Here is an 18,338-nt window from a genome sequence, read left to right on the forward strand (position 1 = left end):
ATGCGGGAAGCGATCATCCGCGTTTTCGCCACGCTCCGGAAAGGGAACCTCGATGAGCCGTCCTAGAATCCTCGTGCCCGGCAAGATCAACCCGCGCATCCTCGAGCGACTGCCTGAGATGTTCGACACCGTGCGGATCGAGCGTGCCGATGCTTCGCTGGTCACGGCAGACATGGCGGATGTCGCCGGCATTGCCGTCTCGGGGCGCCTGCCGACCGAACTGATGGACGCCTTCCCGCGGCTCGAGATCGTCGGCAATTTCGGCGTCGGCTATGATGGCGTCGACGCCGCCCGTGCGGCGGCGCGCGGCATCGTCGTCACCAACACGCCGGATGTGCTGACCGAGGAAGTCGCCGATACGGCGATCGGTCTGCTGCTCAACACCGTGCGCCAACTGCCGCAGGCGGAGCAATGGCTGCGGCAGGGCCGGTGGGTTCGCGACGGCAACTTTCCGCTATCGCCGCTGTCGCTCCGTGGCAGAAAGGTCGGACTTTTCGGCCTCGGCAGAATCGGTCTGGCGATCGCCCGCAGGCTGGAGGCGTTCAGCGTGCCGATCGCCTATCACACGCGCAGCCGGCGCGAGGACTTGCCCTTTGCCTATTATCCGAGCTTGGTGGGTCTCGCCGAGGCGGTCGACACGCTGATTGTCATTGTGCCGGGGACGCCGAGCACGGCGAAGGCCGTCAATGCGGACGTGCTCGCGGCGCTCGGACCGCAAGGGGTGGTGATCAATGTCGGCCGCGGTTCGACTCTGGACGAAGCCGCCCTCATTGCGGCGCTACAGGGCGGCACCATTGCCGGTGCCGGGCTCGACGTCTTCGAGAACGAGCCGCATGTGCCCGAGGCGCTGATCGCATTTCCGAATGTCTCGCTGCTGCCGCATGTGGCGTCTGCCTCGGTCGTCACCCGCAATGCCATGGCCGATCTCGTCGTCGACAATCTGAAGGCGTGGTTTTCAACCGGACGGGCGCTCACGCCGGTCCCGGAGACGCCGTTCGAGCGCGCGAGCCGATAGCTATCCGGCCTTGCTTTTGCGATAGCCGCGCACCGCATCGCCGAAACCCTTGAACAGGGCGGCGGAAGGCGCGTCGGTCCGCACCCAGTATTCCGGATGCCATTGCACTCCGACCGCGAACGCCTTGGCGCCGATGACCGACACGGCCTCGATCGTGCCATCGTCGGCGATGGCCTCGACCGCAAGCCGCGGTGCGGTGGCGGCGATCGCCTGGCGATGCAGCGAGTTGACCCGAATCCGGCCGGTGCCGAGGACGGGCGCGAGGCAGCTTCCTTCCTTGACGACCACGTCCTGGCGGATGCCGTAGGCGATGTCGAGATCGGGCACGTCCGGTTTGCGATGGTCGGAGATTCCCGGCTGCTCCTGAATTTCGGTCGCGAGCGTGCCGCCGAGCGCGACATTGAGCTCCTGAATGCCACGGCAGATGGCGAGCAGCGGGACGCCTCGATCAAGCGCCCGACGGATCAAAGGAAGGCTGGTCGCATCGCGGCCCGGGTCGAAGGGGCCGTCCGCGTCGGTCGCCTCTCGGCCGTAAAGCGACGGGTGGACGTTGGAGCGGGCGCCGCTGGCAAGCACGCCATCGACCCGGTCGAGGATTTCGTCGATGTCGTTGCCGGTTTCGAGCGCCGGAACGAGGAACGGCATGACGCCCGCGCCCTCGACGGCGGCACGCACATATTGATGGGCGACCACGTGCCAGACATTGCCGTCGAATTCGCGAAAGTCGCAGGGGATGGCAACGACAGGTTTCGACATTCTCAGACTCCGTTCATCGTGTTGATAAGCCTTGTCGCCAGAGCGCGGCCAAAGTCAACTACGGAGAGAGGCGCTCCGTGCGCGTGCTCCCCGGCGCGGTTTTCGGACCTGCTCAGGTCTTCGATCATGCGCCTGGCGTCGTTTCTTCAAAGTCGGCTAACCATTTGCTCTGGAAAGAGCCTCGGCGGCTCCGAAACTGCGCAGGTTGGATCGGTTACGATTTCCTTAAAGCGCACCTATGCGCGGTTGCAAAACCCATCCACTATTTGGCGTCAGCTGCAAGAGCTGGTTGAATCTCCGGCCGGAATGGGAAAACCGAGTTGCCGCTGCTTCCCAATTCTGCAGATATATTCGACAGTTAGACGAAATCATTCGTTAAGCCGTGGATCCTAACAATCCGGCAAACCGGAGCTTGGTTCATGACGCGCAATGAACAGGGCGCTTTTCCGACGGACATCTACCTGTCGTCTGTAAGTTCGCTCTACCAACATCGCCGGGCATTGGTGATCGGCATGCTGTCGCACGTCGTAATCTTTCTGCTCGTCTTCCTGAAGACGTCCGAACCCCTCTATCTTGGCTGTGCCATCGCGATCGTGATCATCTGGATCCTTCGCAACCTCGACATGCGGCGCTTCGACCGCCAGGATTTTTCCCGTGCCGATCAAGCGGCCGTCAGGAGGTGGGAAAACCGGTATATCATCGGTGGCATTGGCGTCACGCTCACCTGCGGCCTCACCTGCGGCTACGCCATTGCCGTCAGTCAGGATGCATTCTCCGAACTCGCCTGCATCTCGGTGACGCTCGCCTCGATGATTTCGCTGGTCGGCAGGAATTACGGTTCCGAACGCGCGGTGCTGTTGCTGTCGTCGTCGGCCTGCCTGCCGATCGTCGTCGGTCTGCTGACGTTGCGCGATCCCTACATGCTCGTGCTGGCCATCCTGATCCTGCCGTTCATCTTCACGACGTGGAAGATGGCCAACAATGTACGCGCCTTTCTCTACGACAATGTCCTCGCCGCCCGGGAAATCAGGTCGATCGCCGGACAATTCGACGCGGCGCTCAACAACATGACACACGGCCTGTTCATGCTGGACGGCGACAACCGCATTGTCGTCGCCAATGAACGCGCCTGCGAGCTTCTGAAGCTCGGCGACAAGGCGGATATGAAGGATCGGCTCCTCGACGACGTGCTTCAGCACGGCGCCGGCCAGATGTCGCTCGACGGCGAAAAGAGCGCGAACATGGTTCGCCAGCTCGACCTCCTGCTCAAGGGCAAGCGGTCGCGCGCCCTCGTGCCCATAGCCGAGGATCTCTTTCTCGAATTCTCGGCGAGCCGGCGCGAGAACGGCGAGATCGTGCTGATCTTCGAAGACGTGACGGCGCGGATTCAGGCGGAAAGGCAAATCCTGCAGATGGTGCGTTTCGATACGCTGACCGGACTGCCGAGCCGCGACTATCTTGCCGAGTTGGCGCACAATGCGGTCGCTGGCGAGGCTGCGTCTGATCGCGACGTCGGGCTGCTGCTCATCGATATCGCCGAATTCAAGCATGTGAACGATACAAGGGGCCACGTGGTCGGCGACAAATTGCTTCAGGCAATTGCCGAGCGCCTCAAGCACGTTGCCGGCAGCGGCGCGATCGCGGCACGCCTGATGGGGGACGAGTTCGTCGTCTTCTTCCCCAACAAGGCAAACAGTCTCGACCTGGATGAGCGGATTCGCGATCTCCACGCCCGGATGCGCGGTACCTATGAGGCTGGCGGCTTCACATTCTACATGACCATGAGCGCCGGCTTCGTCGTCGCCAAGCGCAGCGCCTTTCGATTCGAGGATCTGCAGATCAAGGCCGATCTGGCGCTGGCGGAGACAAAATCGCGCGACAGGGGAGGGTGTACGGCCTTTGAAGCCGAGATGGATGCGCGCTACCTCGATCGGCAGAGACTCAAGAGCGACCTGCGCGAAGCGCTCAAGTCCGGCGCCCTTAGCGTCTCCTATCAGCCGATGTTTACACCGGACGGATCGCGTGTCGAGTGCTGCGAGGCCCTGGCGCGCTGGGCTCATCCAGAACGCGGACCGGTCCCGCCCAGTGTCTTCATTCAGCTCGCGGAGGAGATGGGACTCGTCACCGACATCACCCGCTTCGTTCTCCGGCAGGCCTGCCGCGACTGCTCGACCTGGCCCCAGGGCGTGGCTGTTTCGGTCAACTTGTCCGTCCTCGACCTTCGAGACAGGCAGATCGTCGAAATTGTCGGCAAGGCCCTGGACGAGACGGGGCTCGATCCTGCCCGGCTGCATCTGGAGGTGACGGAGAGCTGCCTGATGGACGAACCGGCCAAGGCTCAGTCGCTGCTGCACGAGTTGCGCGAACGCGGTATGACCATCGCGATCGACGACTTCGGGACCGGCTATTCTAGCCTCAGCTATCTCGACGCGCTCCCCGTCTCGATTATCAAGATCGATCGGTCCTTCGTCCGCAACATTCGCGGCGATGCGCGTCGTTTCAAGCTGCTGCGCAGCGCCGTCAATCTCGCTCGCGCCCTAGGCCTCAAAGCGGTCGTCGAAGGGGTCGAGACAGTCGATGAGTTACAGCTCATCAACAACCATCGCTGTGCCGATCTGATCCAGGGTTTCGTCTTTTCAGCGCCGATGCCGGCATCGGCGATCCGCGATCTGTGCAAGCCGCGTGTCCGAAAACGGGCCACCAAGACCTCCCGCTCGAACATCGCCTAGGATTACTTCCCCGCAAAAAGCATCCGTGCCGGGCAAGGCCCGTTACCCAATTCACATTAACCGTTTGTTAAGGTTAACAAACGGTTAATGTGAATTGTGCCATTTTGTTGTTGCCGACAGCCCTTCCCTCAATAGGTTTAACCTCCTGTTAACCATGGGGTGGGGTGATGCGTGCCAACGGAGGCCAGACCGATTCTGGCAGCTTTTCGGAGAAGCTCATGCGGCTCCTCGATCGCGTCGAATACCGGCGGGTCGAGGGTGGCGAGGACATGGAGGATATCGCCCGCCTGAGGTTCAAGGCCTACAAGGCCGTGAACCTGATGGAGTTGACCGGCTCGACCCTCATCGACACGCTGGACTTCGACAGCCACGCCTATGTCTTCGGCATCTATCTCGACGAGAGGCTGGTCAGCACGGTGCGCGTCCACCACGTGACGCCGGACCACCGCGCCAGCACGTCCGGGCTGATCTTCGGCGAAGAGATCGACGTCTTCCTGGATGCCGGCATGGTGCTGATCGACCCGGGCCGGCTCGCCGTCGACCCGGAGGTGCTCGGCGACGATCTCAAAGCCTTGCCGTATCTGACGCTGCGCCCGGTGGCGATGGCCTGCGAGTACTTTGCCGCCGACCGCTGCCTGACCGCCTGCCGTCCGCGCCACGCGGCTTTCTACAAGCGCATCTTCGGATCGAGAACGGTGGTGGAGCGACGGGAGAATCTCGGCGTCTACAATGCCGACGGCTCGCTCCTCGTGGCGCAGGTGCGCGGTCAGCGGCCATCGATTCTCGATCGTTATCCGATCTTCGATTCCGAGCCGTTCGAGCGACGCCTGACGTTCGGCGGCCGCGAAGAGGTGCCGTTTGCGCCGCTGACGATCCTGCCGACCGCACGATTCGCGCAGATGGGCCAGGGCCGATCCTTTTTGCGGAGATCCACGGGCGTATAGTTCGGCCTACAGCGCTGCGCGCCTTATCAGACGCGCAAAGGTCGCTGTAGCACTTTGAATTGCTGCATGTCTTTGTCCTTAAATCGAATTCGATTTAAGGAGACATGCAATAGCAACCGAAATTCTCGAACGTGCGTTGCGTGCGCCGAAACAATTCGCCGGCGTAGGTGTTCGACTATGCCGCAGGCTGCGGGGGCGGGTTTTCGTTGCGAAGCGCCGTCGCTTTGTGTATGCGGAAGCTAAAGGACCGCTGTCCCGTGTCGTCGCGGAGCGGTTCCGATCGTGGGTCAAAGCGAACCGCCTAGGCGGTGCCACAGCATTCTGGAGAACTGGAGATGGCAGAGCATCACACGGGACCGGCCGAGACGGGCGCCCCGATGGACTATTCCGAGCATGAGAAGACCTACAAGCTCTTTCTCGACGCAACGAAATACGGCACGCTGTTTTGCGTTGCCCTGCTGATTGCCATGGCCGCCGGCTTCTTCACGACGATGGGCTTCATCAGCGCCGTCGTGCTGTTCATCCTCCTCAACGTCGCCGGTTACTTTTTCCTGCGCTGAGCGGCCTCTCTGACAATTCTGTCGAAGGTGGGGGGAGGGTGCCCCTGCCTTGTCGCCGGACGCGGTCCGGCCTGACCTCACCGCGTGAGGAGCGTTTTTTCGGCGGCGGGCATGCTCCGCCTTCGAGGGAAGAGTGCCTGTCGCTGCAGCGCCGCGCCTTCATTCGCACGGGTCTTGCTGTATCGCCTTGAAGTCCTGCCGACTCGGCAATCGAACATGTACCCGCATTCAGCGAGGGCCTGGCTGCGGGGCGGAGAGGGGGAGTATTGAGCCAGATTGTCTTTATTACCAAGGAATCCGATCCGAGCGAACCGCGCGTCGCCGGCTCCGTCGACAGCGTCAAGAAGCTGAAATCGCTCGGCTTCGACGTGGTCGTCGAGGCCGGTGCCGGCCACGGTTCGCGCGTACCGGATGCGGAGTTCGAGAAGGCCGGGGCGCGGATCGGCAGTGCCGCCGATGCCAAGAGCGCCAACGTCATCCTCAAGGTGCGCCGGCCGACAACCGAAGAGATGGCCGGCTACCGGTCCGGAGCGATCGTCATCGCCATCATGGATCCCTACGGCAACGACGAGGCGATCGCCGCGATGGCGGGCGCCGGGCTGACCGCCTTCGCCATGGAACTGATGCCGCGCATCACCCGGGCCCAGTCGATGGACGTGCTGTCCAGCCAGGCCAACCTTGCCGGCTACCAGGCGGTGATCGACGCGGCGCACGAATACGACCGGGCCCTGCCGATGATGATGACGGCGGCCGGCACGGTGCCGGCGGCGAAGATCTTCGTCATGGGCGCCGGCGTCGCCGGGCTGCAGGCGATCGCCACGGCCAGGCGCCTCGGCGCCATGGTGACGGCCACCGACGTTCGTCCCGCCGCCAAGGAGCAGGTCGCCTCGCTCGGCGCCAAGTTCATCGCCGTCGAGGACGACGAGTTCAAGGCGGCCGAGACGGCCGGCGGCTACGCCAAGGAAATGTCGAAGGACTACCAGGCCAAGCAGGCGGCGCTGGTCGCCGAGCATATCGCCAAGCAGGACATCGTCGTCACCACGGCGCTGATCCCCGGCCGGCCGGCGCCGAGGCTCGTGACCCGCGCGATGCTCGATGCCATGAAGCCGGGCTCCGTCGTCGTCGACCTCGCCGTCGAACGCGGCGGCAATGTCGAGGGCGCCGAAGCCGGCAAGGTCGTCGCGGCCGGCGGCGTCAAGATCGTCGGCCACCTCAACGTGCCGGGCCGCATCGCCGCCTCCGCCTCGCTGCTCTACGCCAAGAACCTCGTCACCTTCCTGGAGACGATGGTCTCGAAGGAGACGAAGGCCTTGGCGCTCAACATGGAGGACGAGCTCGTCAAGGCGACGGCGCTGACCCACGGCGGCGCCGTGGTGCATCCGGCCTTCGGCGGTGCGAACGGGGGGGACAAGTAAATGGCGAACGAACTTCTGGACAAGGCACTGACCGATCTCGAACGGGCGGTCGAGGCGGTCAGGACGGCGGCCGAATATGTGCCGGATGCGGCCGGCGCAGTGGCGCATGGCGCCACCGGCGGGGCGATCGACCCCTTCGTCTTCCGCCTGGCGATCTTCGTGCTGGCGATCTTCGTCGGCTATTACGTCGTCTGGTCGGTGACGCCGGCGCTGCACACGCCGCTGATGGCGGTGACCAACGCGATCTCCTCGGTGATCGTCGTCGGCGCGCTGCTGGCGGTCGGCATCTCGGCTTCGGGGCTGGCCACCGGCTTCGGCTTCGTCGCCCTGGTGCTGGCCTCGGTCAACATCTTCGGCGGCTTCCTGGTCACCCAGCGCATGCTCGCCATGTACAAGAAAAAAGACAAGTGAGGCGGGCCGATGAACGCTAACTTCGCAGCCTTCCTCTATCTGGTCTCCGGCGTGCTGTTCATCATGGCGCTGCGCGGCCTGTCGCATCCGACCACCAGCCGCAAGGGCAATGCCTACGGCATGATCGGCATGGGCATCGCCATCGTCACGACGCTCTTCCTGGCGCTGCCGTCGATCGGCGGCTTCCTCTTGATCGTCGCCGGCCTGGCGCTCGGCGGCGGCGCCGGCGCCTATATCGCCAAGCGCATCCCGATGACGGCGATGCCGCAGCTCGTCGCCGGCTTCCATTCGCTGGTCGGCCTCGCCGCCGTGCTGGTCGCCGCCGGGGCGCTCTATGCGCCGTCCTCCTACGGCATCGGGGCGATCGGAGAGATCCACGCCCAGGCGCTCGTCGAAATGGCGCTCGGCGTGGCGATCGGCGCGATCACCTTCACCGGCTCGGTCATCGCCTTCCTGAAGCTCGACGGCCGCATGTCAGGCAAACCGATCCTGCTGCCCTATCGCCATCTCATCAATCTGGGCCTCGCGGCGCTGATCGTCTTCTTCATCGTCGGCCTGGCGCTGACCGAAAGTCACTTCGACTTCTGGGCGATCGTCCTGCTGTCGCTGGTGCTCGGCGTGTTGATCATCGTCCCGATCGGCGGCGCCGACATGCCGGTCGTCGTGTCGATGCTCAACTCCTATTCCGGCTGGGCGGCGGCCGGCATCGGCTTCACGCTCGGCAATCTGGCGCTGATCATCACCGGGGCGCTGGTCGGCTCGTCCGGTGCGATCCTCTCCTACATCATGTGCAAGGGCATGAACCGCTCGTTCATCTCGGTGATCCTCGGCGGCTTCGGCGGCGAGACGGCGGCGGCAGCGGGTGACGACGGCGTGCAGCGGACCGTCAAGCAGGGCTCGGCCGACGATGCCGCCTTCCTGATGGCAAACGCCTCGAAGGTGATCATCGTGCCCGGCTATGGCATGGCGGTGGCGCAGGCCCAGCATGCGCTGCGTGAAATGGGCGACCAATTGAAGGCGGCCGGCGTCGAGGTCAAATACGCCATCCACCCGGTCGCCGGCCGCATGCCCGGTCACATGAACGTGCTGCTCGCCGAGGCGAACGTCCCCTATGACGAGGTGTTCGAGCTCGAGGACATCAACTCGGAATTCGCCCAGGCCGACGTCGCCTATGTGATCGGCGCCAACGACGTCACCAACCCGGCGGCCCGCGACGACAAGACCTCGCCGATCTACGGCATGCCGATCCTCGACGTCGACAAGGCCAAGACCTGCCTGTTCGTCAAGCGCTCGCTCGGCTCCGGCTATGCCGGCATCGACAACACGCTGTTCTACAAGGACGGCACGATGATGCTCTTGGGCGACGCCAAGAAGGTCACCGAGGAAATCGTCAAGGCGATCAACCACTGAGGATTGCCGTTGCTTCCGACCTGAATGCCCGCCTCACGAGGCGGGCATTTGCGTTCTTGCCGGGAGTTTCGCGTCTAATTCGATCGCGCGGTTACTAGCCCGGTTGGATTTCCGGGTCCCAGGTGAAGAGCTCCTTCGCCCTTGCGACGCCGCGAAGCGCGAAACGTCCGAGCGAAACGGCGTTGGCGCGATGCGCGGCCGGGGAGGCCTCGACGAATTCCGAAGACATGATGACGTGGCGTTCGACCGAGCGGCACATCGAGACGATGCGGCTCACCTCGTTGACGGCGGGCCCGACCACGGTGAAATCGAGTCGGTTCTGGCTGCCGATGTTTCCGTAGAAGACTTCGCCGATGTGCAGCCCGAGATAGACGTCGGTGGTCGGTTTTCCTTCTTCGAGCCGCCGCTCGTTCAGGTCGGCGAGCATGACGCGCAGTTGTCGCTCGGCGGCGATCGCGGCGCTGCAGGCATCGGCTGGCTTGCGGCCGTTGAAGATGGCGAGGACCCCATCGCCGATCAGCTTCAGCACGCTGCCGCCATGCTCCTCGATCGCGGCAATGACCGTGCCGGAATAGTCGTTGAGGAAGGGAATGACCTCCTCCGGCGCGACGCTCTCGGCGATGCGCGTGTAGTTGCGCAGGTCGGAGAACCACATGACCGCCTCGATCCGCTCGGCCGCCCCCCGTTCGATGCTGCCTTCGACCACCCGCCGCCCGGCGTCTTGGCCGAGATAGACATCTGCGAGCGTGCCGATGATGCGGACGCAGGAGGCTGCCTTCACGGCGAGGGCAAGCGTCGGCACGAGCGTTCGGAGCGCATGGAGGTCTTCGCGGTCGAAGCCTCCGCGTCTCTTCGTCGTCCAGTAGGAGTAGAAGCAATCCATCTGTCCGACACGGCCGCGGTCGGTGAAATGATGGATCAGGCCGAAGCAGTCGGTGTGCCCTTCGGATTTCAGCTTGTCGAGCATGGTGAAGGGAATATGCGGCTCCTCCGCAAGTTGGATGCGGCGCTCGGCCTCGTTGTCCTGGAGCATGTGGAAGAAGATGGAACGCTGCCAGTTTTCCTGTGCCTCGCCGCCGCTGGTCGAGCCGTAATGCACGACGTCCGGCACGTCATTGCTTTCGGTGTTCCACTGAAAGGCGCGGCCCTCGAACTCCGGGTGGAGGGTGTCGATCAGCCCAAGCGCGCGGTCGATATGAAGGCCGGCGGCGTGGCACCGATCACAGAAGCCCGCGAGAAGGTCCTGCTCCTTGAGGCCGCGAATTCCCTCGTCCGACATCCAGAGAACGATGTCGCGGATTGCCTGGTCCTTCATCCTATATCCCGTCGTGCTGTCGCGCCGGTTCAACCAGCGACCAACAGCAAGAGTGGCGCGCCTTGCCCCGGCGCGCAAGTCGCTGCAGTTTGGATGTCGAGGAACAAGAGGTCTGCGGGTGAAGTGACCCGAGCGAGGCCCCGGCGGGGCCCCAACAATTTATTCGCCCTATGACGGTCAACTGGCCGGCGCCAGCACCAGGTGATCGATGCCAAGCGCGATATTCAGGCCTTCCTGGACCTGGACGTTGATCGGTTGCAGCATGAAGGCCCTGTTCGTGCCGCCGGCGATAACCTTCGCTCCGCCGCCAACGGCAAAGCTGGCGTCGGCGCCGACACCGGCATATTCGCCGGCCAGCGCATATTCGGTGAACGGCGTGCCGGTTTTCGCCAGCACATCCCAAATCATCACGGTCTTGCCGGTCGACCCGATATCGATGCCGATCTTGGTGATCCTGCCGGCATAGACGGCGCCTGGCGAACCATCCGCCGGCTTGAAGGTGCACATCAGGTTCTTGGTGGAGGTGATGATAAGCCCCATGCCGCCTTCCGAACCGCAGGTCAGGCGGCCGAGCGCAACGTAGTTTTGAGCGGGGGCCGCCGCCGAAAGGGCCGCAAGGGCGGCCGCTGTAACAAGGATCTGTTTGATCATGGCTGATCTCCATGTTTACGTCATAGTCAAACAGATTGCGCTCGTGTTGGTTCCCCAATCGCCGATCGGCCGGGGCTCGCACAATGTCGTGGCCGGCAAACAAGAACGCCCGCGACATTGCCGCGGGCGCCTCAACAGGGAGGAACGGGATTGGGGTCAGGTTGCCTTGACGCGGGCAAGCCCGGCGCGGGCCGGCTCGTATTTCGGATCGAGCTGCAGCGCGTGCGAATAGGACTTCTGCGCCTTGGCCTTTTCGCCGCGCCGCTCGTAGATCAGCGCCTGGTTCGCCCAGGATTCGGCGAGCTTGCCATTCAGATTGATGGCCGTGTTGAAATCCGAGAAGGCATTGTCGTCGTCGCCTTGCGCCACATAGGAAATGCCGCGGCCGTTATAGGGCTCGGCCGAGCTCGGCGACAGCGAGATTGCCGTCGAGAAATCCTCGATCGCGTGGGCGTGATCGTTGCGCGCCTGATAGATCAGGCCGCGATTGTGGTAGGCGCGGGGATCGGTGGTGTCGAGCTGGACCGCCTTGTTGAAATCGTTGAAGGCGGCGTCGAGTTGGTTGGCCTGGCGATAGAGATTGCCCCGGCCGATATAGGCGACGTCATAACTCGAATTGAGCTGCAGTGCGGCATTGTAGTCGGCGAGGGCGGCCTGCTGGTCGCCCATGTTGCGATGGACGAGCCCGCGGTTGGCATAGGCTTGGTAGAAGCTCGGGTTGAGCTTGATCGCCTGGTCGAAATCGGCAAGCGCCCGGCGGAATTCGCCGGCGCGGCCGTAAGCCGAGCCGCGCACGTTGTAGGCTTCCGGGTCGCTCGGATTGGAGGCGATGACGCTCGACAGCGAGGCGATGTTTTCTTCCGAGCCTTGCGCCCGTTCGACGCGGATCATCGATTCGGAGGCGTTGTCGGTCTGGCATCCGGCAAGCAGCAGGGCCGAGCCGAGTATCAGCATGGCGGCAAGCTTCGGATTGCGCTGGTGGGGCGGCGCGCCTCTTGGATGGTGAAACCGGAGACGTCCGCAGTCATGGCAGCAAGTGTCAAAGTCGATCCCTCAAAGCGACAAGGTCCCAGTGCTTTCCTTTACGGAGAGCGGCGAAGGCGCGGGGGCTCCGGGGGCTCTACGAGCGCCTCGGGCGAACCGTCCGGCCTTGTTTTCCGGGCGGCTGAACCGTCGCCAGCTGATGCGGCAATCACGCTAGACTGCCGACGGACAGGGTGTCCATATCAAAATGGCGGCGGCGATGCCTCGCCCCCGCCACAAATTACATTGGAAAGCGTCGAAAAAACGACCAATCAGCGGGCCAGGAGGCCTTCACGCTGTGCGCGCTTGCGAGCCAGCTTGCGAACGCGGCGGACGGCCTCGGCCTTTTCGCGCGCACGCTTCTGGGACGGCTTTTCATAGAAGTCACGCATCTTCATTTCGCGGAAAATGCCTTCGCGCTGCATCTTCTTCTTGAGTGCGCGAAGCGCCTGATCGACATTGTTATCGCGGACAAGTACCTGCACGTGAATCCCGTTCCTTTGTTCGAGTTGTCCGCCTCACCATCAGGTTTGGGAGGCAATAAGTCTGCGTTCGCTGAGCCGAAAGCTCTACGATTAGAGGAGCGGATACCAGATCGTCGGCTGAAAGTCCAGCGGCGCGATAGGAGCGCAAGGAAAAATGCGCCGCAGCCGGGGAGAACGGGCGGTCGCGACCCGGAATGCTTGTCGCGGTTTGTCGCTCATGTCGCAAGTCCGCCCAAGTCCGCCGGATCGCGTCGCAAAAGAAACGTTGCGCCGCCACCGGATTTGCGATTTCTAACCCCGACGGAACGTTTTTTCGCGGTTCTTTTTTCGCGGTTCATGGAGTAGCAGGCGGATGCGCAAATTTTCTGTTTTCGCCGTGGCGCGTGAGGCATTGCGCGGCCACAAGGGCTGGGGCCCCCATTGGGCCTCGCCGGAGCCACGCCCGCAATATGATGTGATCATCATCGGCGGTGGCGGGCATGGCCTTGGGGCCGCCTATTATCTTGCCAAGGAGCACGGCATCACCAATGTCGCCGTGCTTGAAAAGGGCTGGATCGGCGGCGGCAACACCGGCCGCAACACGACGATCATCCGGTCCAACTATCTCTATGAAGAGAGCATGGACATCTACGAGCATTCGTTGAAGCTCTGGGAGAACCTGTCGCAGGACCTGAACTACAACGTCATGTACTCGCCGCGTGGCGTGATGATGCTGTCGCACAACATTCACGACCAGCAGTCCTTCAAGCGGCACATCAACGCCAACCGGCTCTACGGCATCGACAACGAATGGCTGACGCCGGAACAGGCAAAAGCCTATTGTCCGCCGCTCGATATCGCCAAGAGCGCCCGCTACCCGATCAATGGTGCAGCGCTGCAGCGGCGCGGCGGCACGGCGCGCCACGACGCCGTTGCCTGGGGCTATGCCCGTGCGGCCTCCGACCGCGGCGTGCACATCATCCAGAACTGCGAAGTGACCGGCATCCGCCGCGACGAAACCGGCCGGGTCACCGGCGTCGATACCAATCGCGGCTTCATCGGTGCGAAGAAGGTCGGCATTTCGGCGGCCGGCCATAGTTCGGTGCTGATGCAGATGGCGGACGTGCGCGTGCCGCTGCAGAGCCAGCCGCTGCAGGCGCTGGTCTCCGAACCCTTGAAGCCGATCTTCCCCTGCGTGGTGATGTCGAACTCGGTGCATGCCTATATCTCGCAGTCCGACAAGGGCGAGTTTGTCATCGGCGCCGGTACCGACCAGTACAATTCCTATTCGCAGACCGGCGGCCTGCAGATCATCACCCATACGCTCGACGCGATCTGCGAACTCTTCCCGATGTTCCGCCGCGTCAAGATGATGCGGCAATGGGGCGGCATCGTCGATGTGACCCAGGACCGCTCGCCGATCCAGGGCGTCACGCCGGTACCCGGCCTCTACCTCAATGCCGGCTGGGGAACGGGCGGCTTCAAGGCGACGCCGGGCTCAGCCAATCTCTTTGCCCATCTCATCGCACGCGGGGAGCCGCATAGGCTCTCTGCGGGGCTGACGCTCGAGCGCTTCCGCACCGGGCGGCTCATCGACGAGGCGGCCGCTGCCGCCGTTGCGCACTAGAGTTGAAGGATAGAGCGACCTTTGCGCCTTCTGGCGAAGACGCGGCGCTCTAATGCGAGGACATTCCAGATGCTTCTGATTTACTGCCCCTACTGCGAGGAAGAGCGCTCCGAGCTCGAATTCCGCAATGCCGGCGATGCCCACATCGCCCGTCCGACCAACATCGCCGACATCAGCGACGAAGAATTCGAGGCCTATTTCTTCCTGCGCGACAACCCGAAGGGCGTGATCTTCGAGAGATGGCGGCACATCCATGGCTGCAGCCGCTTCTTCAACGCCGCCCGTGATACGGTCAGCGACCGGTTCCTGACGACCTACAAGGCCGGCGAGCCGAAGCCCGATCTCGATGCGCAGCCGAAGACGGCCGCGACGGTCGAGACCTACGAGGCCCTGGAAGGAGCAGCGCAATGAGCGGCGTCAATCGCATTTCGGGTGCGGGACGCCTGACGCCGGCCCGCACCGCAAGGTTCACCTTCGACGGTCGCACGCTGACGGCGCTCGAGGGCGACACGGTCGCCTCGGCGCTGATCGCCAACGACATCCATCTGGTCGGCCGGTCGTTCAAGTATCACCGTCCGCGCGGCATTCTTTCCGCCGGTGCGGAGGAGCCGAATGCGCTGCTCGATGTCTCGCGCGATGCGGCACGACGGCAGCCGAACGTGCGGGCCACGGTGCAGGAAGTCTTCGACGGCATGAAGGTCTCCTCGCAGAACCGCTGGCCGTCGCTTGCCTTCGACGTCGGCGGCTTCAACGATCTCCTGTCGCCGTTCTTCGCCGCCGGCTTCTACTACAAGACCTTCATGTGGCCAAAGGCGGCGTGGCACAGCCTCTACGAGCCCTTCATTCGCCGGGCAGCCGGTCTCGGCGTCGCGCCGACCGAGCCCGATCCGGATCACTATGCCAGCCGTTACACCCACTGCGACGTGCTGGTTGTCGGCGCCGGCGTCGCCGGTCTTGCGGCTGCTCTCGCGGCGGCAAAGGCCGGCGCGAAGGTCATCCTTTGCGACGAACAGCCGGAAGTCGGCGGGGCGCTCCACTACGACTCCGGTACGCTCGTCGACGGCAAGCCGGGCTATGCCTGGGCGCAGGAGACCGGCAAGGCGCTGGCCGACATGGACAACGTGACCGTGCTGACGCGCACGACGGCCTTCGGCTACTACAACCATAATTTCGTCGGCCTCGTGGAGCGCGTGACGGACCATCTCGCCGCTGTCGACAAGACGCTGCCGCGCGAGCGGCTCTGGCAGGTGCGCGCCAAGAAGGTCATCCTCGCCAACGGCGCGATCGAGCGCCACATGGTGTTCGCCAACAACGACCGGCCGGGCATCATGCTGGCATCGGCGGGCCGCACCTATCTCAACCATTTCGGCGTCGCGGTCGGCAAGAAGGTCGGCATCTATACGGCGCATGACTCCGCCTACGAGGCCGCCTTCGACCTCAAGAAGGCCGGCGTCGCGGTTGCGGTGATCGTCGATTGCCGAGAGCAGCCAGGCGAAGCGGTGCTGGAAAAGGCGAGACACCTCGGCATAGAGGTGCTGACGGGTCACTCCGTCGTCAACACCACGGGCAAGCTGCGGATCGCCTCGATCAGCGTCGCCCGCAACGGCGGCCGCGGGGCGCGCAAGATTGCCGTCGATGCGCTGCTCGTCTCGGCCGGCTGGACCCCGTCGGTGCACCTCTTCTCGCAGTCGCGCGGCAAGGTGAAGTTCGATGCGGCGACGGAGCGCTTCCTGCCCGGCACCTATGCGCAGGACTGCCTGTCGATCGGCACCTGCAACGGCACCGACGACCTTCAGGCGACGATCGACGAGGCGCTTGCCGCCGGCGAGCTGGCCGCCCGGGCTGCCGGCGCCGAAGGCGGGGCGCAGGTCGCGCTTACCGGTCAGAACGCCTTTGAATGGACCGGCGGCATGATCGGGGCGGCCGAAGGGGCGGGACCGGATACGACCGTCAAGGCCTTCATCGATTTCCAGCACGACGTCTGCGCCAAGGACATTCGCCTTGCCGTGCGCGAGGGCATGCATTCGGTGGAGCATATCAAGCGCTTCACCACCAACGGCATGGCCTCCGACCAGGGCAAGCTCTCCAACATGCACGGGCTTGCGATCGCCGCGGAAGCGCTCGGCAAGGGGATCCCCGAGGTGGGGCTGACGACCTTCCGCCAGCCCTATACGCCGATAACCTTCGGCGCGATCGTCAACCACTCGCGCGGCAGCCTGTTCGATCCGGCCCGAAAGACGCCGATGCATGCCTGGGAGGAGGCGCAGGGCGCCGAGTTCGAGGATGTCGGCAACTGGAAGCGCGCCTGGTTCTATCCGAAGGCCGGCGAGGATATGCATGAGGCGGTCGCCCGCGAGTGCAAGACGGTCCGCGAAGTGGCCGGCGTCTTCGATGCGTCGACGCTCGGTAAGATCGAGGTGGTCGGCCCCGACGCCGCCCAGTTCCTCAACCTGATGTACACGAACGCCTGGGACAACCTGAAGCCCGGCCGCTGCCGCTACGGCATCATGCTGCGCGACGACGGTTTCGTCTATGACGACGGCGTCGTCGGCCGGCTGGCCGAGGATCGCTTCCATGTGACGACGACGACCGGCGGCGCGCCGCGCGTCCTGCATCATATGGAAGACTATCTGCAGACGGAGTTCCCGCATCTCAAGGTGTGGCTGACCTCGACGACGGAGCAATGGGCCGTCATCGCCGTGCAGGGCCCGAAGGCGCGCGAGATCATCGCGCCGCTCGTCGAAGGCATCGATCTGTCTAACGAAGCCTTCCCGCATATGAGCGTCGCCGAAGGGCGGATCTGCGGCGTGCCGACAAGGCTGTTCCGCATGTCGTTCACCGGCGAGCTCGGCTTCGAGGTCAACGTGCCGGCGGACTTCGGCCAGGCGGTCTGGGAGGCGATCTGGGCGAGGGCCGAACCGATGGGCGCCTGCGCCTACGGCACCGAGACGATGCACGTGCTGCGTGCCGAGAAGGGCTACATCATCGTCGGCCAGGACACCGACGGCACGCTCACGCCGCATGACGCCGGGCTTTCCTGGGCGGTTTCGAAGAAGAAGCCGGACTTCGTCGGTATCCGCGGCCTGAAGCGGCCCGACCTCGTCAAGGACGGCCGCAAGCAACTCGTCGGTCTCCTTACCAAGGATCCGAAGGTCGTGCTGGAGGAAGGCGCTCAAATTGTCGCCGATCCGAACGAACCGAAACCGATGACCATGCTCGGCCACGTGACGTCGTCCTACTGGTCGTCAAATTGCGGCCGCTCGATTGCGATGGCGGTCGTTGCCGGCGGCCAGGCGCGCCTCGGACAGACGCTCTACGTGCCGATGGCCGACCGGACGATCGCCGTCGAGGTGAGCGACATGGTGTTCTTTGACAAGGAAGGAGGTCGCCTCCATGGCTGACCAGGCAATTCGCAAAGCTCCGCTCGCCGGCCTCAGGGGTGGCTCGCACGCGGCGATCCTGACGCCGGCCGCACCCGCCTCGCGGATCTCGCTGCGCGCCGGCAAGGACGCGGTTCCGGCGCTCTCCGCCGCCCTCGGTGTGACGCTTCCGCTCAGGCCGAAGACCTCGGCGTCGAGCGGCAAGCGCCATGCGCTCTGGCTCGGTCCGGACGAGTGGCTGGTGATCGACGAGGACGGCGCCGACCTGATGGCCGCCGCCGCATCGAGCGGCGCACTCCATTCGGCCGTCGATGTCTCGCACCGCAACACGGCGATCATCGTCAGCGGACCGGGCGCGGAAGTGGCGATCAATAGCGGCTGCCCGCAGGACCTGTCGCTCGGCCTTTTCCCGGTCGGCGCCTGCTCGCGCACCGTCTTCGGCAAGGCGGAGATCGTTCTCCTCCGGACGGCGGAGGATACATTCCGCCTCGAATGCTGGCGGTCGTTCTCGCCCTTCGTCTTCGGCCTGCTTTCGGAAGGCGCCGAAGACGCGGCGCATTGAGGCGGCGTATTTTTGAACTGGAAGCGGCGGAGCGATCTGCCGCTTTTTCTTTTTCAGGCCCGGATGTGACGTGTCA

At 64.0% G+C, this 18,338-nt stretch carries 15 protein-coding genes and 1 pseudogene; 11 read left to right on the forward strand and 5 right to left on the reverse strand.

Annotated elements, in window-relative coordinates:
* Positions 1-52 precede the first annotated feature (52 nt).
* Positions 53-1,015, forward strand: coding sequence for a 2-hydroxyacid dehydrogenase (locus N181_RS06485; protein WP_014329828.1), 963 nt, complete (start codon positions 53-55; stop codon positions 1,013-1,015).
* Here the strand turns inward: N181_RS06485 and N181_RS06490 are convergent, their stop codons facing one another.
* Entirely contained in the window at positions 1,016-1,771 is a 756-nt protein-coding gene (locus N181_RS06490) for a gamma-glutamyl-gamma-aminobutyrate hydrolase family protein (protein ID WP_014329827.1), read from the reverse strand.
* 419 nt (positions 1,772-2,190) lie between these two features.
* Here N181_RS06490 and N181_RS06495 point away from each other — a divergent pair, with 419 nt between their 5' ends.
* The 6 genes from N181_RS06495 (at position 2,191) to N181_RS06520 (ending at position 9,240) form a co-directional block, all read left to right on the forward strand.
* Positions 2,191-4,500 (forward strand): putative bifunctional diguanylate cyclase/phosphodiesterase, encoded by a 2,310-nt coding sequence (locus N181_RS06495; RefSeq protein ID WP_060563300.1) that lies wholly within the window; start codon positions 2,191-2,193, stop codon positions 4,498-4,500.
* Between the two features lie 167 nt (positions 4,501-4,667).
* Complete coding sequence (locus tag N181_RS06500) at positions 4,668-5,444, forward strand: N-acyl amino acid synthase FeeM domain-containing protein (RefSeq protein ID WP_014329825.1); 777 nt, start codon at positions 4,668-4,670, stop codon at positions 5,442-5,444.
* A gap of 335 nt (positions 5,445-5,779) precedes the next feature.
* A complete protein-coding gene (locus N181_RS06505) occupies positions 5,780-6,004 on the forward strand; it encodes an aa3-type cytochrome c oxidase subunit IV (protein WP_014329824.1) in 225 nt (74 codons plus the stop codon).
* A 266-nt stretch (positions 6,005-6,270) separates the two neighbouring features.
* Positions 6,271-7,419, forward strand: coding sequence for a Re/Si-specific NAD(P)(+) transhydrogenase subunit alpha (locus N181_RS06510; RefSeq protein WP_060563301.1), 1,149 nt, complete (start codon positions 6,271-6,273; stop codon positions 7,417-7,419).
* Positions 7,420-7,830, forward strand: coding sequence for an NAD(P) transhydrogenase subunit alpha part 2 (locus tag N181_RS06515; protein ID WP_012709410.1), 411 nt, complete (start codon positions 7,420-7,422; stop codon positions 7,828-7,830).
* A 9-nt stretch (positions 7,831-7,839) separates the two neighbouring features.
* Positions 7,840-9,240, forward strand: coding sequence for an NAD(P)(+) transhydrogenase (Re/Si-specific) subunit beta (locus tag N181_RS06520; RefSeq protein WP_060563302.1), 1,401 nt, complete (start codon positions 7,840-7,842; stop codon positions 9,238-9,240).
* Between the two features lie 94 nt (positions 9,241-9,334).
* Here the strand turns inward: N181_RS06520 and N181_RS06525 are convergent, their stop codons facing one another.
* The 4 genes and pseudogenes from N181_RS06525 to rpsU form a co-directional block, all read right to left on the reverse strand.
* Positions 9,335-10,555, reverse strand: coding sequence for an adenylate/guanylate cyclase domain-containing protein (locus tag N181_RS06525; protein WP_050984028.1), 1,221 nt, complete (start codon positions 10,553-10,555; stop codon positions 9,335-9,337).
* 177 nt (positions 10,556-10,732) lie between these two features.
* Positions 10,733-11,206: a DUF992 domain-containing protein gene (locus N181_RS06530; protein ID WP_037394188.1), complete on the reverse strand. Its 474-nt coding sequence runs from the start codon at positions 11,204-11,206 to the stop codon at positions 10,733-10,735.
* 156 nt (positions 11,207-11,362) lie between these two features.
* Positions 11,363-12,249 (reverse strand): annotated as a pseudogene (locus N181_RS06535) (tetratricopeptide repeat protein).
* A gap of 252 nt (positions 12,250-12,501) precedes the next feature.
* On the reverse strand, positions 12,502-12,714 hold the full coding sequence (rpsU, locus tag N181_RS06540; RefSeq protein WP_012709405.1) for a 30S ribosomal protein S21: 213 nt from the start codon (positions 12,712-12,714) through the stop codon (positions 12,502-12,504).
* A gap of 352 nt (positions 12,715-13,066) precedes the next feature.
* On the opposite strand from rpsU, the gene N181_RS06545 reads away from it, so the two are divergent.
* From N181_RS06545 to soxG, 4 genes are all read left to right on the forward strand, one after another.
* Positions 13,067-14,320 (forward strand): sarcosine oxidase subunit beta family protein, encoded by a 1,254-nt coding sequence (locus N181_RS06545; RefSeq protein WP_014329818.1) that lies wholly within the window; start codon positions 13,067-13,069, stop codon positions 14,318-14,320.
* A 69-nt stretch (positions 14,321-14,389) separates the two neighbouring features.
* Positions 14,390-14,731 (forward strand): sarcosine oxidase subunit delta, encoded by a 342-nt coding sequence (locus N181_RS06550; RefSeq protein ID WP_014329817.1) that lies wholly within the window; start codon positions 14,390-14,392, stop codon positions 14,729-14,731.
* A complete protein-coding gene (locus N181_RS06555; protein WP_014329816.1) occupies positions 14,728-17,721 on the forward strand; it encodes a sarcosine oxidase subunit alpha in 2,994 nt (997 codons plus the stop codon). The genes N181_RS06550 and N181_RS06555 overlap by 4 nt, the downstream gene beginning before the upstream one ends.
* Complete coding sequence (gene soxG / locus N181_RS06560) at positions 17,714-18,262, forward strand: sarcosine oxidase subunit gamma family protein (RefSeq protein WP_014329815.1); 549 nt, start codon at positions 17,714-17,716, stop codon at positions 18,260-18,262. The genes N181_RS06555 and soxG overlap by 8 nt, the downstream gene beginning before the upstream one ends.
* The last annotated feature ends 76 nt before the right edge of the window (positions 18,263-18,338 follow it).

The sequence above is a fragment of the Sinorhizobium fredii USDA 205 genome (genome assembly GCF_001461695.1).
Taxonomy (GTDB): Bacteria; Pseudomonadota; Alphaproteobacteria; order Rhizobiales; family Rhizobiaceae; genus Sinorhizobium; species Sinorhizobium fredii.

Coding starts and splice junctions, on each gene's coding strand:
- N181_RS06485 (WP_014329828.1), top strand. CDS start 53: ATGAGCCGTCCTAGAATCCTCGTGCCCGGCAAGATCAACCCGCGCATC.
- N181_RS06490 (WP_014329827.1), bottom strand. CDS start 1,771: ATGTCGAAACCTGTCGTTGCCATCCCCTGCGACTTTCGCGAATTCGAC.
- N181_RS06495 (WP_060563300.1), top strand. CDS start 2,191: ATGACGCGCAATGAACAGGGCGCTTTTCCGACGGACATCTACCTGTCG.
- N181_RS06500 (WP_014329825.1), top strand. CDS start 4,668: ATGCGTGCCAACGGAGGCCAGACCGATTCTGGCAGCTTTTCGGAGAAG.
- N181_RS06505 (WP_014329824.1), top strand. CDS start 5,780: ATGGCAGAGCATCACACGGGACCGGCCGAGACGGGCGCCCCGATGGAC.
- N181_RS06515 (WP_012709410.1), top strand. CDS start 7,420: ATGGCGAACGAACTTCTGGACAAGGCACTGACCGATCTCGAACGGGCG.
- N181_RS06520 (WP_060563302.1), top strand. CDS start 7,840: ATGAACGCTAACTTCGCAGCCTTCCTCTATCTGGTCTCCGGCGTGCTG.
- N181_RS06525 (WP_050984028.1), bottom strand. CDS start 10,555: ATGAAGGACCAGGCAATCCGCGACATCGTTCTCTGGATGTCGGACGAG.
- N181_RS06530 (WP_037394188.1), bottom strand. CDS start 11,206: ATGATCAAACAGATCCTTGTTACAGCGGCCGCCCTTGCGGCCCTTTCG.
- N181_RS06545 (WP_014329818.1), top strand. CDS start 13,067: ATGCGCAAATTTTCTGTTTTCGCCGTGGCGCGTGAGGCATTGCGCGGC.
- N181_RS06550 (WP_014329817.1), top strand. CDS start 14,390: ATGCTTCTGATTTACTGCCCCTACTGCGAGGAAGAGCGCTCCGAGCTC.
- N181_RS06555 (WP_014329816.1), top strand. CDS start 14,728: ATGAGCGGCGTCAATCGCATTTCGGGTGCGGGACGCCTGACGCCGGCC.
- soxG (WP_014329815.1), top strand. CDS start 17,714: ATGGCTGACCAGGCAATTCGCAAAGCTCCGCTCGCCGGCCTCAGGGGT.